The following is a 15,469-nucleotide window of genomic DNA, read 5'->3' as shown; positions in this document are numbered from 1 at the left end:
CCGCTGCTGGATCCGCTTATTCCCAAGGATTGGATTCACCAATTCGCTTGAAGAAATCTCGCACGTCTGCTTGCTCGTCCCCCTTTTCCAAAGGCACGGCCAGCAGGATCGCCCCTTGATTCATCGCGAGAAGGTAAGGCCTGTCGTGCGAAACGCGTACTTTGAAATCATCGCAAAAATGATTGCGCATGCCGCCCACCTCATTCTTTTCGAAGGAACCACGCAGCAGCTTGATCGGCGCGACCCTGACAGTTACTTCCGTACCGGGTTCAGTCGGCGGGCTCCCCGGTATCTCCAACGTCGTTGCAACGACCAGTGTCCGAGCGCGAGCTATCATGCTTTTTTCCCATTGGGTCTGGGCACGCTCCCAGTAAGCACGCGCCGCTACCGGGTCGCTGGGCATGTCGCGTGGTGGCTGACAGGCAAAGGCTGGCGATGACATTGCGACCGCAAGCGTTAACGTACATAAGGATGCAGGGATTTTCATTTTGGCAATTATAGCGATCCAGCCCGGATGGCGGCATTGCCGCGGTGGACCTTGTGAAGTCACGCCAGCCGGCGATATGGCGGATAATGGCGGGATGTCCAAATCCAAGACCCCTGTCGGCTGCCCATGCGGCGGTCCTTCTTTTGCGACTTGCTGTGGCCCCTTTATCAAAGGGAAAGCCCGGCCGGAATCGGCTGAACAGTTGATGCGCTCCCGTTATTCCGCCTATACGCTGAAGAACGAGCCGTATTTGTTATCGACTTGGCACGAAAGCACCCGTCCCACCGCGCCAATTATTCAGCAGGACGAAAAGCTCCAATGGCTGGGACTTGAGGTAAAATCTGCTTTACGTTTACGTCAACGTAAAGCAAAGGCCCGGCCGAACGAGGATTTTGTCGAGTTTGTCGCCCGCCTGCGCGTGGATGGCCGTGGCCAGCGTCTGCATGAGCTGAGCCGCTTCCTGCGCGAGCCGGGTGAAGGTGGCTTGCGCTGGTTTTACGTCGACGGCGAATTTCCAGAATAAGAGAAGAGGACGAGACAATGCCGCATATCGAAAGCAAACTCAATCCGCGTAGCGAGGACTTCAAGGCCAACGCCAACGCCATGCAAGCCCTGGTCGACGACCTGCGCGCCAAGGTCGCGAAGGCGGCGCAAGGCGGCGGCGAGGCGGCCAGCGCCAAGCATGTGGCACGCGGCAAGCTGCTGCCACGCGACCGGGTACAGATGCTGCTCGATCCCGGCACTCCCTTCCTCGAGTTCTCGCAGCTGGCCGCTTTCGATATGTACGACAACGCCGCTCCCGCAGCAGGCGTGATCACCGGCATCGGCCGCGTCAACGGCCAGGAATGCGTGATCGTGTGTAACGACGCCACCGTGAAAGGCGGCACTTACTACCCGATGACGGTGAAGAAGCACCTGCGCGCGCAGGAGATCGCCGAGCAGAACAACCTGCCGTGCATCTACCTGGTGGACTCGGGGGGCGCCAACCTGCCGAACCAGGACGATGTGTTCCCGGACCGCGACCACTTCGGCCGCATCTTCTTCAACCAGGCCAATATGTCGGCCAAGGGCATCCCGCAGATCGCCGTGGTGATGGGTTCCTGCACCGCCGGCGGCGCTTACGTGCCGGCCATGTCGGACGAGTCGATCATCGTGAAAGAACAGGGCACCATCTTCCTGGGCGGCCCTCCTCTGGTGAAGGCGGCGACCGGCGAAGTGGTCTCCGCTGAAGACCTGGGCGGCGGCGATGTGCACACCCGCCTGTCCGGCGTAGCCGACCACCTGGCGCAGGACGATATGCATGCGCTGTCGATGGCGCGCACCATCGTCTCCAACCTGAACCGCCAGAAGCCGCAACAAGGCGTGCTGCGTGAAGCGGTGGAGCCGAAGTATGCGCCGGAGGAACTGTACGGCGTGATCCCGGTCGACACCCGCAAGCCTTTCGATATTCGCGAAGTGATCGCGCGCATCGTCGACGGTTCCGAATTCGATGAATTCAAGGCACGCTACGGCACCACCCTGGTGTGCGGTTTCGCCCACATCTACGGCATGAAGGTCGGCATCATCGCCAACAACGGCATCCTGTTCTCCGAGTCCGCGCTGAAAGGCACGCACTTCATCGAACTGTGCTGCCAGCGCAAGATCCCGCTGGTGTTCCTGCAGAACATCACCGGCTTCATGGTCGGCCGCAAGTACGAGAACGAAGGCATCGCCCGCAACGGCGCCAAGATGGTGACCGCGGTCGCTACCGCCGCGGTGCCGAAGTTCACCGTGATCATCGGCGGCTCCTTCGGCGCCGGCAACTACGGCATGTGCGGCCGCGCCTACTCGCCACGCATGTTGTGGATGTGGCCTAACGCCCGTATCTCCGTGATGGGCGGCGAGCAGGCCGCAGGCGTGCTGGCAACCGTGAAGCGCGACGGCATCGAAGCCAAAGGCGGCACCTGGAGCGCCGAGGAGGAAGCATCTTTCAAGCAGCCGATCAAGGAGCAGTACGAAGTGCAGGGCCACCCTTACTACGCCTCCGCGCGCCTGTGGGACGACGGCGTGATCGATCCGGCCGACACCCGCATGGTGCTGGGCCTGGGCCTGTCCGCCGCGCTCAACGCGCCAATCCCGGACACCAAGTTCGGCGTGTTCCGCATGTAAGGAGATGGCGATGACTCATTTGACCAATTTTGACACCCTGACCGTCGACATCAACGACAAGATCGCCACCGTCACCCTGAACCGTCCGGACGTGCGCAATGCGTTCAACGAGCATTCGATCAACGACCTGGCGCGCGCCTTCTCGGAACTGGGCCGCAACGAAGACGTGCGCGCCATTGTGCTGGCAGGTAACGGCCCGGCCTTCTGCGCCGGCGGCGACCTGAACTGGATGAAGAAGATGGCCCATTACACCCACGAGGAGAATGAGGCCGACGCCATGCAGCTGGCGCAAATGCTGCGCACTATCTACCTGTGCCCGAAACCAACCATTGCGCGCGTGCATGGCGATTGCTATGCGGGCGGCATGGGCCTGGTCTCCGCTTGCGACATCATCGTCGCGGTGCCGGAAGCGAATTTCTGCCTGAGCGAAGTGAAACTGGGACTGATCCCCGCGACCATTTCGCCGTATGTGATCAAGGCGATGGGTGAGCAGGCTTCGCGCCGCTATTTCCTCACCGCCGAACGTTTCAGCGCCGCCGAAGCACACCGCATCGGCATGGTGCACGAACTGGTCGCCGCCGACGCACTGGATGCCAAAATGGCGGAAGTGCTGAAGGCGCTGGTGACCAACAGCCCGAACGCAGTGAAGGAAGCCAAAGTACTGGTGCGCGACATCGTCGGCAAGCCTGTGAACGATGCGCTGCTGGCCGATACGGCCGCACGCATTGCCCACATCCGCGCTTCCGAGCAGGGCCGCGAAGGCGTGACCTCCTTCCTGGAAAAGCGCAAGCCGGGCTGGCTGAATTGAACGGAGCAGTTTTTGGAAGTGAACCAACAAAGCGATTGGGTAGCACGTAGCCTGAAGTCTGTCTGGCACCCGTGCACCCAGATGCAGCACCACGAAACGGTACCGCTGATTCCCGTCAGCCATGGCCGCGGCGTGTGGCTGTATGACCATCAAGGCAACCGCTACCTGGATGCGATCAGCTCCTGGTGGGTGAACCTGTTCGGCCATGCCAACCCGCGCATCAACGCGGCGCTGCGCGAGCAGCTGGACATGCTGGAGCACGCGATGCTGGCCGGCTTCACCCACGAGCCGGTGATCCAGCTCAGCGAACGCCTGGCGGCGCTGACCCGGCACAAGCTGGGCCACGCCTTCTATGCCTCCGATGGCGCGTCGGCGGTCGAAATCGCGTTGAAAATGAGCTTCCACGCCTGGCGCAATATGGGCCAGGGCGACAAGCAGGAATTCGTCTGCCTGAAAGGCAGCTACCACGGCGAAACCATCGGCGCGCTGGCCGTCACCGACGTGGCGCTGTTCAAGGATGCCTACGGCCCGCTGCTGCGCGCCACGCAGACCGTGATGTCGCCGGATGCGCGCCAGGCGGCCGATGGCGAGACTGCCGCCGACGTTGCACGCCGCGCCGCTGCGGACGTTGAGCGCTTGTTCACCGAACGCGCCGGCAAGATCGCCGCCATCATCATCGAGCCGCTGGTGCAATGCGCCACCGGCATGGCGATGCACGATCCGCTTTACCTGAAACTGGTGCGGGAGCTGTGCGACAAGCACGGCGTGCACCTGATCCTGGACGAAATCGCCGTCGGCTGCGGCCGCACCGGCACCTTCTTCGCCTGCGAACAAGCCGGCATCTGGCCCGACTTCCTGTGCCTGTCGAAGGGCATCAGCGGCGGCTACCTGCCGCTGTCGATCGTGCTGTCGCGCGACGAGATTTACCAGGCCTTCTACGATGCCGACGTGACGCGCGGCTTCCTGCACTCGCACTCGTACACCGGCAACCCGCTGGCCTGCCGCGCTGCGCTGGCCACGCTGGATATCTTCACCGAAGATCACGTGCTGGAAGCGAACCAGGCACGCTCGCGCAAACTGACCGAGGCTTTGGCGCCGCTGGCCAACCACGAGTACACCGAGAACTTCCGCAACCGCGGCATGATCTGGGCTTTCGACGCCGTCGGCGCAACGCCGGGCTTCTCGCGCCGCTTCTTCACCGAGGGCACCAGGCAGGAACTGCTGCTGCGCCCGATCGGCAACACCGTGTACCTGATGCCGCCGTACATCCTCAGCGACGAGGAAATCCACGGCCTGGCAGCACGCACGCTGTCGGTATTCGAGAAAACGCGGGTGGACTGACCATGGAACTGCTCGCAAAACTCAACCAGCAGCTGCAAGCGCTGGATGACAGGAACCTGATCCGCAAACGGCGCTCGGTCGAAACAGCCTGCGCGCCGCGCATGATGGTCGACGGCCGGGAGCTGCTGGCCTTCTGCAGCAACGACTACCTTGGCCTGGCAGCGCATCCGCGCGTGGCCGAAGCGATGCAGCAAGGGGTTGAGCTGTATGGCACCGGCAGCGGCGCCGCGCACCTGGTCAGCGGCCATAGCCGCGCGCACACCCTGCTGGAGCAGCGCCTCGCGGAGTTCCAGTCGCCGCACCTGGTTGAGGCGCAGGCACTGTATTTCTGTACCGGCTACATGGCCAACCTGGCCGTGGTGACCGGCCTGGCCGTGGGCGACAAGAATACCGAAATCTTCAGTGAAGCGCTGAACCATGCATCGCTGATCGACGGCGCCCGCCTGGCTCGCACCAAACTGTCGGTCTACCCGCACGCCGATGTGGCTGCGCTGGGCGCGCTGCTGTCCGCCAGCACCGCCAGCAACAAGATCGTGGTCACCGACGCGGTGTTCAGCATGGATGGCGACCTGGCCGACCTGCCGGCGCTACTGGCCCTGTGCGAACAGCACAATGCCTGGCTGGTGGTGGACGACGCCCACGGCTTCGGCACGCTGGGCGAAAACGGCCGCGGTGCGCTGGAGCATTACGCCATGCGCTCGCCATACCTGGTGTATGTCGGCACGCTGGGCAAGGCAGCCGGCGTGGGCGGCGCCTTCGTGGCCGCACACCGCACGGTGGTGGAAACGCTGATCCAGCGCGCCCGCCCGTATATCTTCACCACCGCCGCGCCGCCGGCGCTGGCGCACGCGCTGCAAGCGAGCATGGACATTATCTGCGGCGAAGAAGGCCGCGAGCGCCGCGCCCACCTGCAATCGCTGGTGGCACAATTGCATGACAGCCTGCGCCTGAAGCGCTGGCAACTGCTGCCGTCGAAGACGGCAATCCAGCCAATCATTATTGGCGAGAACGATGAAACCATGCGGCTGGCCGCCGCGCTGTACGAACAAGGCATCTGGGTAGGCGGCATCCGCCCGCCGACTGTGCCGGCTGGTACGGCGCGCCTGCGCATTACGCTGTCCGCCGGCCACACAGCCGACGACGTGCGCCGCCTGTCCGACGCAATCAACGAACTTGAAAGGACCTGATATGGCGCTCGAAGACCCTGTCATCGCTCCTGAACCCCAAGCCGCTGCGGCCGCCGATGGCTTGCCGCCGCGCTTCGCCTGCTTCGTGGCGGGCACCGACACCGAAATCGGCAAGACCCTGACGTCTTCCGCCATGCTGTACTCCCTGGTGCGCAATGGAGCGCGCGCCTGCGGCATGAAACCCGTCGCCGCCGGAGCGGTGATGAAGAACGGCCAGTTGCACAACGACGATGCCGACCAGTTGATCGAAGCAAGCAACGTGCACTTGCCCCAATCGCTGACTACGCCATTCATGCTGAAAGAGCCGGCTGCACCGCATATCGCCGCGGCACTGGAAGGCATCGAGATCGACCCGGTGCCTATCCTGGCAGCCTACGTCGAAATCTCGGCAGCCACCGATGCCATCGTGGTGGAAGGCGTGGGCGGCTTCCGCGTGCCGCTGACCGACGACTTCGATACCGCCGACCTGGCCGAACAGCTTGCGCTGCCGGTGGTGCTAGTGGTGGGCCTGCGCCTGGGCTGTATCAACCACGCGCTGCTGACCCTGGAAGCGATCGAGTCGCGCGGCCTGAAGGTGGCAGGCTGGGTTGCCAACACACTGGAATTTGAAATGAATTTCGCGGACGAGAATATCGCCGCATTGGCAGCGCGCATTCCCGCGCCGCTGCTCGGCCGCATTCCGCGACTGGCAAAACCGACTGCCGCCGCCGCTGCCGAATACCTGAACTTCACGTCCCTGCCAAACTGGCCGGGCCGCCGCACTAAGTAAGAGAGGAAGAACATGTCCCTGCAAGAACCGAAAGCCGTCCAACTGCACCGTCCAACCGCCGCCATCAAGCTGCCGGAAGCCGCCACCTGGCCCCTGGAAGACGTGATGGCACTGTACGAACTGCCATTCAACGATTTGATGTTCCGCGCACAGGAAGCCCACCGCGCCCACTGGCCGGACGGCGACGTCGAACTGGCGACCCTGCTCTCGATCAAGACCGGCGGCTGCGAAGAGGACTGCGGCTACTGCCCGCAGGCAGCACGCTACGACACCGGCGTGGAAGCCAAGAAGATCCTGGACCTGGACACCGTGCTGGACGCCGCCAAGCAGGCGAAGGACAACGGCGCCACCCGTTTCTGCATGGGCGCGGCATGGCGCAGCCCGAAAGAGCGCGACATGGAAAAAGTCGAAACCATGGTGCGTGAAGTGAAGGCCATGGGCCTGGAGACCTGCGCCACCCTGGGCATGCTGGAAGCCGACCAGGCGCAGCGCCTGAAGGATGCGGGCCTGGACTACTACAACCACAACCTGGACACCTCGCCGGACTTCTACGACAACGTGATTTCCACCCGCCAGTACCAGGATCGCCTGGACACCCTGGGCCACGTGCGCAGCGCCGGCCTGAAGGTGTGCTGCGGCGGCATCGTGGGCATGGGCGAAACGCGCGAACAGCGCGCAGGCCTGATCGCCCAGCTGGCCAACCTGAATCCCTACCCTGAGTCGGTACCGGTCAACCACCTGGTGCAGGTGGAAGGCACCCCGCTGCACGGCCTGGACAAGCTGGACCCGCTGGAATTCGTGCGCACCATCGCCATCGCCCGCATCACCATGCCGAAAGCGCGCGTGCGCCTTTCCGCCGGCCGCCGCGAACTGGGCGAAGCCGTGCAAGCCATGTGCTTCATGGCCGGCGCCAACTCGATCTTCTACGGCGACAAGCTGCTGACCACCGACAATCCGGAAGCCAACGACGACCGCGCACTGCTGGCCAAACTGGGCCTGCCGACCCGCGGTGCGGTACTGGACTCGGTACAAAAAGAAGCCTGCGGCTGCTAAGAACAAATCCAAAAAAGAGTAGAGAGAGACATGTTCAAGAAAATCCTGATTGCCAACCGTGGCGAGATCGCTTGCCGCGTCGCTGCAACCGCTCGCCGCCTGGGCATCAAGACCGTGGCCGTGTATTCGGACGCGGACGCGAATGCCAAGCACGTCGCCGTGTGCGACGAAGCGGTGAACATCGGCCCGGCCGCCGCCAAGGAATCCTACCTGTGCGGCGACAAGCTGATCGCCGTGGCGCTGGCCACCGGTGCGGAAGCGATCCACCCAGGCTACGGCTTCCTGTCCGAGAACGCCGAGTTCGCGGATGCCTGCGCCGAAGTGGGCCTGGCCTTCATCGGCCCGCCGGCTTCCGCCATGCGCGCCATGGGCTCGAAATCGGCCGCCAAGCAGCTGATGGAGAAAGCCAATGTGCCACTGGTGCCGGGCTACCACGGTGAGAATCAGGATGCAGGCTTCCTGCAGGAACAGGCCGACCGCATCGGCTATCCGGTGCTGCTGAAGGCCTCGGCCGGCGGCGGCGGCAAGGGCATGCGCGTGGTCGAATCGTCGGAAGCGTTCAAGGATGCGCTGGCGTCCTGCAAACGCGAAGCGATCAGCTCCTTCGGCGACGACAAGGTACTGGCGGAGAAATACCTGCAGCGCCCGCGCCATATCGAGATCCAGGTGTTCGCCGATACGCACGGTAATTGCATCTACCTGTTCGAACGCGATTGCTCCGTGCAGCGCCGCCACCAGAAAGTGCTGGAAGAAGCGCCGGCACCGGGCATGAGCGCCGAGCGCCGAGCCGCAATGGGCGAAGCCGCCGTTGCAGCCGCGCGCGCCGTGGGCTACGTCGGCGCCGGCACGGTGGAGTTCATCGCCAACCAGGACGGCAGCTTCTACTTCATGGAAATGAACACCCGCCTGCAGGTGGAACATCCGGTGACCGAAATGATCACCGGCACCGACCTGGTGGAATGGCAGATCCGCGTGGCCGCCGGCGAAACCCTGCCGAAGAAACAGGAAGAGCTGGCAATCAACGGCCACTCGATTGAAGCGCGTATCTATGCCGAAAATCCGGAGAAGGGCTTCCTGCCATCGATCGGCACCCTGCGCCACCTGGAAACACCGGCATCGGTGAACTTCGAGCTGGGCGGCGTGCCTGGTCATCCATCGCCCGTACGTATCGATTCCGGCGTGCGCGCGAACGACGCGATCTCCCCGTTCTACGACCCGATGATCGCAAAGCTGATCGTATGGGGCGCGGACCGCAAGCAGGCGCTGGCCCGTATGGCGCAAGCGCTGGCGCAATACCAGATCGTGGGCCTGGCGACCAACATCGCTTTCCTGAAACGCCTGGTGGAGGGAGATGCCTTCGCCAACGCCGACCTGGATACCGGCCTGATTGAACGCAACCACGACGCGCTGTTCCCACCGGCGCGCTCGATCCCTGTGGCAGCAGTGGCCCTGGCTGCGGTATCCCTGATCGAAGAAGAAAAAGACAAGTCCGCCGCGCAATCGGGCGCCAATAAAGGCGATCCATGGGGCCAGGCTCTGGGCTGGCGCATGAACTTCAATTATGCGCGCAAGCTGGCTTTCAGCGACGAGCATGGCAAGCAGTACACCCCGATGCTGACCTACCTGCCGCACGGCTGGCAGTTCGAGATCAAGGGGCTGGAAGTCGACCTGTCGCTGTTCAAGCAGGATGGCGTGGACCTGAGCATCAAGCTGGGCGAAACTTCGGTGCACGGCACCGTGCGCCGCGATGGCGATGCATTCCACGTGTTCACCGGCGGCGGCCATTATGTGCTGGACTATAACGACCCGATGGCGCATGCCGGCGAGTCCGAGGCCGAAGGCGGCCGCCTGACCGCGCCGATGCCGGGCAAGGTTGTAGCGGTGCTGGCCGAAAAAGGCAAACAAGTGAAGAAGGGCGACGCGCTGGTCATCATGGAAGCGATGAAGATGGAGCACACCATCTCCGCACCGCACGACGGCGTGGTCGAGGAGATCCTGTACGCGGTGGGCGACCAGGTGGCAGACGGCGCGCCGCTGCTGGCCTTCAAGACCGCCGCTTAAGGAGAAGCGGAATGCGCATCCTGCTGTATCGCGCGGATGGCAATACCGCGCCGTGGCTCAAGGACTTCGCCGAGTTGATGCCGGAGGCGGAAGTCGTCGTATGGCGCGAAGGCGTCGGCGAGATTGCGGCCTGCGACTATGCCGTGCTGTGGACACCGCCGCAATCCATGCTGGCCGACCTGGCGCGCGTCAAGGCGATTTTCCTGACCGGCGCCGGGGCCGATGCGATCATGAAGTATTCGCACGCGATTCCGCCGCATATCCCGATCGTGCGCCTGAATGATGCCGGCATGGGCATCCAGATGGCGGAATACGTCACGCATGCCGTGCTGCGTTACTTCCGCCGACTCGACGAATACGAAACGCAGGCGCGTGCCGGCGCCTGGTTGCAGCTGGAAGCGCGCGACAAGGCCGATTTTTCGGTCGGCGTGATGGGCGTAGGCGCGCTTGGCGCGCATGTGATCGAAGCGCTCAAGCCTTTCGGCTTCCCGCTACGCGCCTGGAGCCGTTCCCCGAAGTCGCTGGCTGGCGTTGAGTCCTTCCACGGCGAGGCCGGACTGGACGGCTTCCTCGGCTCATCGCGCGTGGTGGTGTGCATGCTGCCCTTGACCGAAGAAACCATCCATATTCTTAACCGCTCGAACATGATGAAGATGCCGCAAGGCTCATACATCATCAACGTTGGTCGCGGTGCGCATATCTCCGAGCCGGACCTGCTGCCGCTGATTAAATCCAGCCACATCGCCGGCGCCACGTTGGATGTGTTCCGCAATGAACCACTGCCGGCGCAGCATCCGTTCTGGATGGAACCGCGCATCACGATCACGCCGCATATTTCCGCACTGACGCTGCGGCGTGAAAGCCTTGAGCAGATGGTTGGCAAGATGCGCCAGCATGCACGCGGCGAGGAAGTCGCCGATGTAATCAATCGCACAAAGGGATACTGAAATGAGTTTGCCAAAGAAGGTCAAGATTGTTGAAGTGGGCCCGCGCGACGGCCTGCAGAACGAAAAGGGCGAGGTGCCGGCCGACGTGAAGATCGAGCTGGTGAACCGCCTGACGGAGGCGGGCTTCCCGAATATCGAAGCGGCGTCCTTCGTATCGCCGAAGTGGGTGCCGCAGATGGCGACTTCGAAAGAAGTCATGGCCGGCATCAGCCGCAAGCCGGGTGTGATCTATTCCGCGTTGACTCCAAATATGCAGGGCTTCGAGGCAGCACTGGCGGCCGGCGCAAACGAAGTCGTGATTTTCGGCGCCGCGTCGGAAGCGTTCTCGCAAAAGAACATCAACTGCTCGATCGCTGAATCGATCGAACGCTTCGTGCCGGTTGCACGGGCCGCCAAGGATGCCGGCTTGCGCCTGCGCGCTTCGGTCAGCACGGCGTTCGGCTGCCCATACCAGGGCGAAGTGCCGCTCGACTCCGTGGCTTACGTGGTGGGCCGCATGCGCGACCTGGGTTGCGACGAGATCGATATTGCCGATACCATCGGCGTGTCGACCCCGCGTAAGACGCAGGCGGTGATGGAGCGCGCAATCAAGGAATTCCGCGCCAACTCGCTGGCCGGCCACTTCCACGATACCTATGGCCAGGCGCTGGCGAATATCTACGCCTCGATGGAGCTGGGAATCGAGATCTTCCACTCCTCCGTGTCGGGCCTGGGCGGCTGCCCTTATGCCAAGGGCGCTACCGGCAACGTCGCTACCGAAGACGTGATCTACATGATGAATGGCCTCGGCATCGAAACCGGCGTGGACCTGGACAAAGTGGTCGACGCCGGCCAGTTCATCTCCAACTTCCTCGGCCGCAAGGCCGCCAGCCGCGCGGGCAATGCAATCGCCGCCAAGCGCGCCGGATAATCAGTTCTCGTCCGAGCGGCCGCGCAGCAGGAAAACTGCCAGCAGCGTGGCCGCCGCGCGCTGCAGCGATTGCCAGTTGGGCGTTGCGAACAGCGTTTCCAGGCGCGGCAGGGGGTGCGGCGCTCCATCCGAGATTTCACGCCACACGCGCGCAAACTGTGCGATGCCGTTGCGCTCTTCCGCCGAGAAGACTGGTTCAGTGAAATGCTGCTTCCAGTCCGGCGTAACCCAGTCTTCCCATTGATTCAGCACTTCGTCCGCTGCCGACATGCCAGGTGCGCTGGCCTGCAACTGCCGTTGCGCATCGAATGAGCTGGCCAGTTCCAGGTATTCGATGATGCGGTTGCGCACGCGGCGCAGGCCGACCGGTTGCTCAGGGACCGATGCTTGCGGCGTGCGCAGCCAGTAGTACAGATCGTAGGTGGTGGCAGCGGGGAGCGGCTCGCTGTCGGGGAAATCCGTTTTCTGTTGCCACAGCGGGAACCAATGCGGATCGCGTACATGTTCAGCGCCAGCTTGCGCGCCGCCGAATTGCACATGACGCACCTGGGCTTCGGCCAGGTTGTGTACATTTGCGCCGCTGGCGAGGAAGGGGGAGTAGAGTTGCGGCAGGTCGTCGTGCCAGCCGCAGACAGGGCACGTTGCAAGTGAGCCGGGAGCGCCGGCGAAGGTGGCATATCCGCAGCAAGGGCAGGTGTACATGGCTCTGATCCTAATGCAGAAAAAAAAAGACCTGCACGAATGCAGGTCTTTTTTCTGAAACTTGGTCGGAGTACAAGGATTCGAACCTTGGACCCTCTGCTCCCAAAGCAGATGCGCTACCGGGCTGCGCTACACTCCGAAGAAGCAAGATAATACAAGCTGGGCTGGGGATCGTCAACCCCCAATTTAAAAGTTGGAGAACTTGAATGCCTTATCGAACGCCGCGATGGCGCATTGCAGCCGGTATCGTTATTTCTTTACTACTGCACTTGGCGGCAGTGATGTTTGTACGGCTGCCTGAACCCCGCGATGTTGCCGATTCGCGAACTTGGCTGACGAAGGTGGAGGTAAGGATCGTTGCGCCGCCTGTACCGCCCGAGCCACAGCCGGAGCTAGCGAGCAAGCCTGAGCGCACGACGACCGCCGCACCGCGCCGCCAGCCGCGTCGTGCAGACACGCGCAAGAAGGCATCAAAGGAGGAGTCAATGCTGGCGGTCCAGCCGCCCCGTGAATCCACGCTGGTCTTGCAGCCCGCTACGCCGGGGCCGGCGCCGCTATTCGACCGCGAAGCCGCGAAAGTCGCCGCACGCGACATTGCCGGCGAGCTGGACACATCCCAGCCCAGGTTGCGCGAAACCCGCGACGAAAAGCTGGCCCGCCAAATCCAGAACGCCGCCCGCCCCAACTGCAAAGACGGCATCCCCGGCGGCCTGCTGGCCCCGCTCTACCTGATGATGGACAAGAAAGACAGCGGCTGCAAATGGTAAAAAATAAATGGGGACGTACCCCATTTAATTAGTTGCTAAATAAATGGGGTACGTCCCCATTTATTTTTTTACTGCTTGAGCTCGAGGGCGCGGTCGTAGAGGGCGTTCTTTTTCTTGCCGGTGATCTGGGCGGCGAGGGCGGCGGATTGTTTTACTGGCAACTCGGCGAGCAGGATTTGCAGGATGCGGTCGGTTTCGGCGTCCTGGCCTTCGTCGGCTGGCGGGGCGCCTTCGACTAGCACCACGAATTCGCCTTTTTCGTGGTTGGCGTCGGTTTTCAGCCAGGCCACGGCGTCGCCCAGCGGGCAGCGGTGGATCTGCTCGAACAGCTTGGTCACTTCGCGGGCGAACACGACCTGGCGTTCGGTGCCGAAGACATCGGCCAGCGCCTGGGCGCACTCGACAATACGGTGCGGGGCTTCATAAAACACCAGCGTGGCTGGCGCGGCCACCAAGCCCTGCAGTGCCGTTTCGCGCTGCTTGGCCTTTGATGGCAAAAAACCAACAAAGTGGAACTGGTCGTTCACCAGTCCACTGGCCGACAGTGCAGCCACGGCGGCCGAGGCGCCCGGCAGGGGCATGACGCGCAAGCCGGCCGCGCGCACGGCGTCCACTATCCGGGCGCCGGGGTCGGAGACTGCGGGCGTGCCGGCGTCCGACACCAGGGCAATGCGTTCGCCCGCCTGCAAGCGGGCAACCAGGCCTTCGGCCGCTTCGCGCTCGTTGTGCATATGGGCCGCAATCAAGGGCTTGTGCAGGCCGAAGCGGTTCATCAGCTGGGCGGTGTTGCGCGTATCTTCACAGGCCACCGCGTCGACCAGCGACAGCACATGCAAGGCTCGCAGGCTGATGTCGGTCACGTTGCCAATTGGCGTGGCCACCACGTATAGAGTTGCCGTAGGATAATTTTGGTGGGCGGTCTCGCCGAGGATTGGTAAACTGGCGAGAGGGCTGGATACTTGTGCTGTCATTGGGGGAAGAATGCTGTTTAAAAATATCAAGAAACTGATACTCGGCGTTGCCACGGCCGCGCTGGCCAGCGCTTGTAGCACGCCGTGCGACGCGCCCGGGGGATTGTGCGCGCCAATCACGTCGGTGACAAGTGCGCCGCCGGCCGTTGCCAAGGCGCCGCGGCCAAAACCTGCGCCGCCGCCGGAGCCGGAAGCCGTGGTCGAAACTTTCTCGGTGCCTTCGCCGGAAGATGTGGCACGGCCGCCAGGCATCATGCAGGTCGTCCCGCAGCCGGCGGAAAATGCCGACGACAAGCGGGCGTTCCGCATTGCGCTGCTGCTGCCGCTGCGTTCCGAAGCGCTTGGCCGTGCTGCCGATGCCTTGCGCGCCGGTTTCATTGCGGCGCTGGAGCGCGACAGCCATGGCTTTGCAGTCAATGTGGTGGAAACCGGCGATTCGCCGCAGGAAGTGCTGTCCGCCTATGTCACCGCCCAGGAAAAGAACGATATGGTGGTCGGACCGCTGGCCCGTTCCGCGGTCACGGCCATTGCTGCCAGCCCGCTGGTGGAAAAGCCGACCATTGCGCTGAACCACCCCGAGCTGCGCGGCGATCCGCAGATTCCGCCACAGTTGCTGACGATCGGCCTGTCGATCGAGGAGGAGGCTCGCCAGGTGGCCGATTGGGGCGCGCGCGAAAACCCTTCGGCCAAGGCGCTGGTCATCGCGGGCAATTCGTCCTGGCAGAGGCGCATTGCCGGCGCCATGATGGCGCAATTGCAACGCCTCGGCCTGCGTCCACGCAGCGTTGACCTGACGCCGCTCAACGGCTACCTGCAGGATGCGGAACTGGTGGCCCTGCGCGGCCGCCTGCAAAGCGACCCTGCCGGCCTGCTGTTCGCAGCGCTGGACCCGGACCAGGTGCGCCAGCTCAAGATCGCGTTGTCGGCGCCTCCGCTGGGCGATATCCCGCTGTATGGCACCTCGTCCCTGAATCCTGGCCGCAGCATGTACCGCGCCGGCCCGGAACTGGATGGCGTACGCTTGCTCGACCTGCCATGGCTGGTACAGCGCGACCATCCGGCGGTGATGACCTACCCGCAGCCGATTCCGCGCGATGAAGCGCGCATCAGCGCCGATATGGAGCGGGTGTATGCGCTGGGGATCGACGCCTTCCGCATCGCCCGCGAGATCGCCATCCAGCCGCAGCGCCGCTTCCAGCTCGATGGCGTGACCGGCCAGTTGACCATCGATTTCGGCAACGGGCCGTCCTGGTTCGAGCGGGTCGAAGTGCCGGCCGAATACCGCAACGGCGTGCCGGTGCCGGTCACCCAATAAGGA

General features: G+C 63.3%; 15 protein-coding genes and 1 tRNA gene. 12 read left to right on the top strand and 4 right to left on the bottom strand.

Annotation, left to right across the window (positions count from 1 at the left end; all coding sequences use genetic code 11):
- Nucleotides 1-16 precede the first annotated feature (16 nt).
- A complete protein-coding gene (locus BM269_RS04190) occupies nt 17-487 on the bottom strand; it encodes a hypothetical protein (protein WP_139232660.1) in 471 nt (156 codons plus the stop codon).
- A gap of 94 nt (nt 488-581) precedes the next feature.
- Between BM269_RS04190 and BM269_RS04185 the strand changes: the two genes are divergently transcribed.
- Genes BM269_RS04185 through BM269_RS04140 form a run of 10 tightly spaced genes read left to right on the top strand, consistent with a single transcriptional unit; the run spans nt 582 to nt 11,711 of the window.
- Nucleotides 582-1,010, top strand: a complete 429-nt coding sequence (locus tag BM269_RS04185) for a YchJ family protein (protein ID WP_090435978.1) — start codon at nt 582-584, stop codon at nt 1,008-1,010.
- A gap of 17 nt (nt 1,011-1,027) precedes the next feature.
- Complete coding sequence (locus BM269_RS04180; protein ID WP_090435779.1) at nt 1,028-2,635, top strand: carboxyl transferase domain-containing protein; 1,608 nt, start codon at nt 1,028-1,030, stop codon at nt 2,633-2,635.
- 19 nt (nt 2,636-2,654) lie between these two features.
- Nucleotides 2,655-3,443 carry an enoyl-CoA hydratase/isomerase family protein gene (locus tag BM269_RS04175; protein ID WP_373994379.1) on the top strand — a complete coding sequence of 263 codons (789 nt, stop codon included), beginning with the start codon at nt 2,655-2,657 and terminating at the stop codon, nt 3,441-3,443.
- A 12-nt stretch (nt 3,444-3,455) separates the two neighbouring features.
- Nucleotides 3,456-4,784 (top strand): adenosylmethionine--8-amino-7-oxononanoate transaminase, encoded by a 1,329-nt coding sequence (gene bioA / locus BM269_RS04170; protein WP_090435777.1) that lies wholly within the window; start codon nt 3,456-3,458, stop codon nt 4,782-4,784.
- A 2-nt stretch (nt 4,785-4,786) separates the two neighbouring features.
- Nucleotides 4,787-5,971 carry an 8-amino-7-oxononanoate synthase gene (gene bioF / locus BM269_RS04165; protein ID WP_090435776.1) on the top strand — a complete coding sequence of 395 codons (1,185 nt, stop codon included), beginning with the start codon at nt 4,787-4,789 and terminating at the stop codon, nt 5,969-5,971.
- A gap of 1 nt (nt 5,972) precedes the next feature.
- Nucleotides 5,973-6,740 (top strand): dethiobiotin synthase, encoded by a 768-nt coding sequence (gene bioD, locus BM269_RS04160; protein ID WP_090435775.1) that lies wholly within the window; start codon nt 5,973-5,975, stop codon nt 6,738-6,740.
- A 12-nt stretch (nt 6,741-6,752) separates the two neighbouring features.
- Nucleotides 6,753-7,793 (top strand): biotin synthase BioB, encoded by a 1,041-nt coding sequence (bioB, locus tag BM269_RS04155; RefSeq protein WP_090435774.1) that lies wholly within the window; start codon nt 6,753-6,755, stop codon nt 7,791-7,793.
- Between the two features lie 30 nt (nt 7,794-7,823).
- Nucleotides 7,824-9,854, top strand: coding sequence for an acetyl/propionyl/methylcrotonyl-CoA carboxylase subunit alpha (locus BM269_RS04150; protein WP_090435773.1), 2,031 nt, complete (start codon nt 7,824-7,826; stop codon nt 9,852-9,854).
- Between the two features lie 11 nt (nt 9,855-9,865).
- Entirely contained in the window at nt 9,866-10,801 is a 936-nt protein-coding gene (locus BM269_RS04145) for a 2-hydroxyacid dehydrogenase (protein ID WP_090435772.1), read from the top strand.
- A gap of 1 nt (nt 10,802) precedes the next feature.
- Nucleotides 10,803-11,711: a hydroxymethylglutaryl-CoA lyase gene (locus BM269_RS04140; RefSeq protein ID WP_090435771.1), complete on the top strand. Its 909-nt coding sequence runs from the start codon at nt 10,803-10,805 to the stop codon at nt 11,709-11,711.
- Here BM269_RS04140 and BM269_RS04135 read toward each other — a convergent pair whose 3' ends face one another.
- Both BM269_RS04135 and BM269_RS04130 read right to left on the bottom strand, forming a co-directional pair.
- Nucleotides 11,712-12,413, bottom strand: coding sequence for a CPCC family cysteine-rich protein (locus BM269_RS04135; protein ID WP_090435770.1), 702 nt, complete (start codon nt 12,411-12,413; stop codon nt 11,712-11,714).
- 62 nt (nt 12,414-12,475) lie between these two features.
- Nucleotides 12,476-12,552 (bottom strand) — tRNA-Pro (locus tag BM269_RS04130).
- 346 nt (nt 12,553-12,898) lie between these two features.
- Here BM269_RS04130 and BM269_RS04125 point away from each other — a divergent pair.
- Nucleotides 12,899-13,180 carry a hypothetical protein gene (locus BM269_RS04125; protein WP_090435769.1) on the top strand — a complete coding sequence of 94 codons (282 nt, stop codon included), beginning with the start codon at nt 12,899-12,901 and terminating at the stop codon, nt 13,178-13,180.
- 68 nt (nt 13,181-13,248) lie between these two features.
- Here BM269_RS04125 and rsmI read toward each other — a convergent pair whose 3' ends face one another.
- The gene (gene rsmI, locus BM269_RS04120; protein WP_090435768.1) at nt 13,249-14,151 is read right to left on the bottom strand and encodes a 16S rRNA (cytidine(1402)-2'-O)-methyltransferase; all 903 of its coding nucleotides are present in this window, start codon (nt 14,149-14,151) and stop codon (nt 13,249-13,251) included.
- A gap of 10 nt (nt 14,152-14,161) precedes the next feature.
- Here rsmI and BM269_RS04115 point away from each other — a divergent pair, with 10 nt between their 5' ends.
- The gene (locus tag BM269_RS04115; protein WP_090435767.1) at nt 14,162-15,466 is read left to right on the top strand and encodes a penicillin-binding protein activator; all 1,305 of its coding nucleotides are present in this window, start codon (nt 14,162-14,164) and stop codon (nt 15,464-15,466) included.
- Nucleotides 15,467-15,469: the final 3 nt, after the last annotated feature.

The organism is Duganella sp. CF458 (assembly GCF_900113115.1).
Lineage (GTDB): Bacteria > Pseudomonadota > Gammaproteobacteria > Burkholderiales > Burkholderiaceae_D > Rugamonas.
Note: the sequence above shows the minus strand (reverse complement) of the source record. Positions and strands in the feature narration are given on the sequence as shown.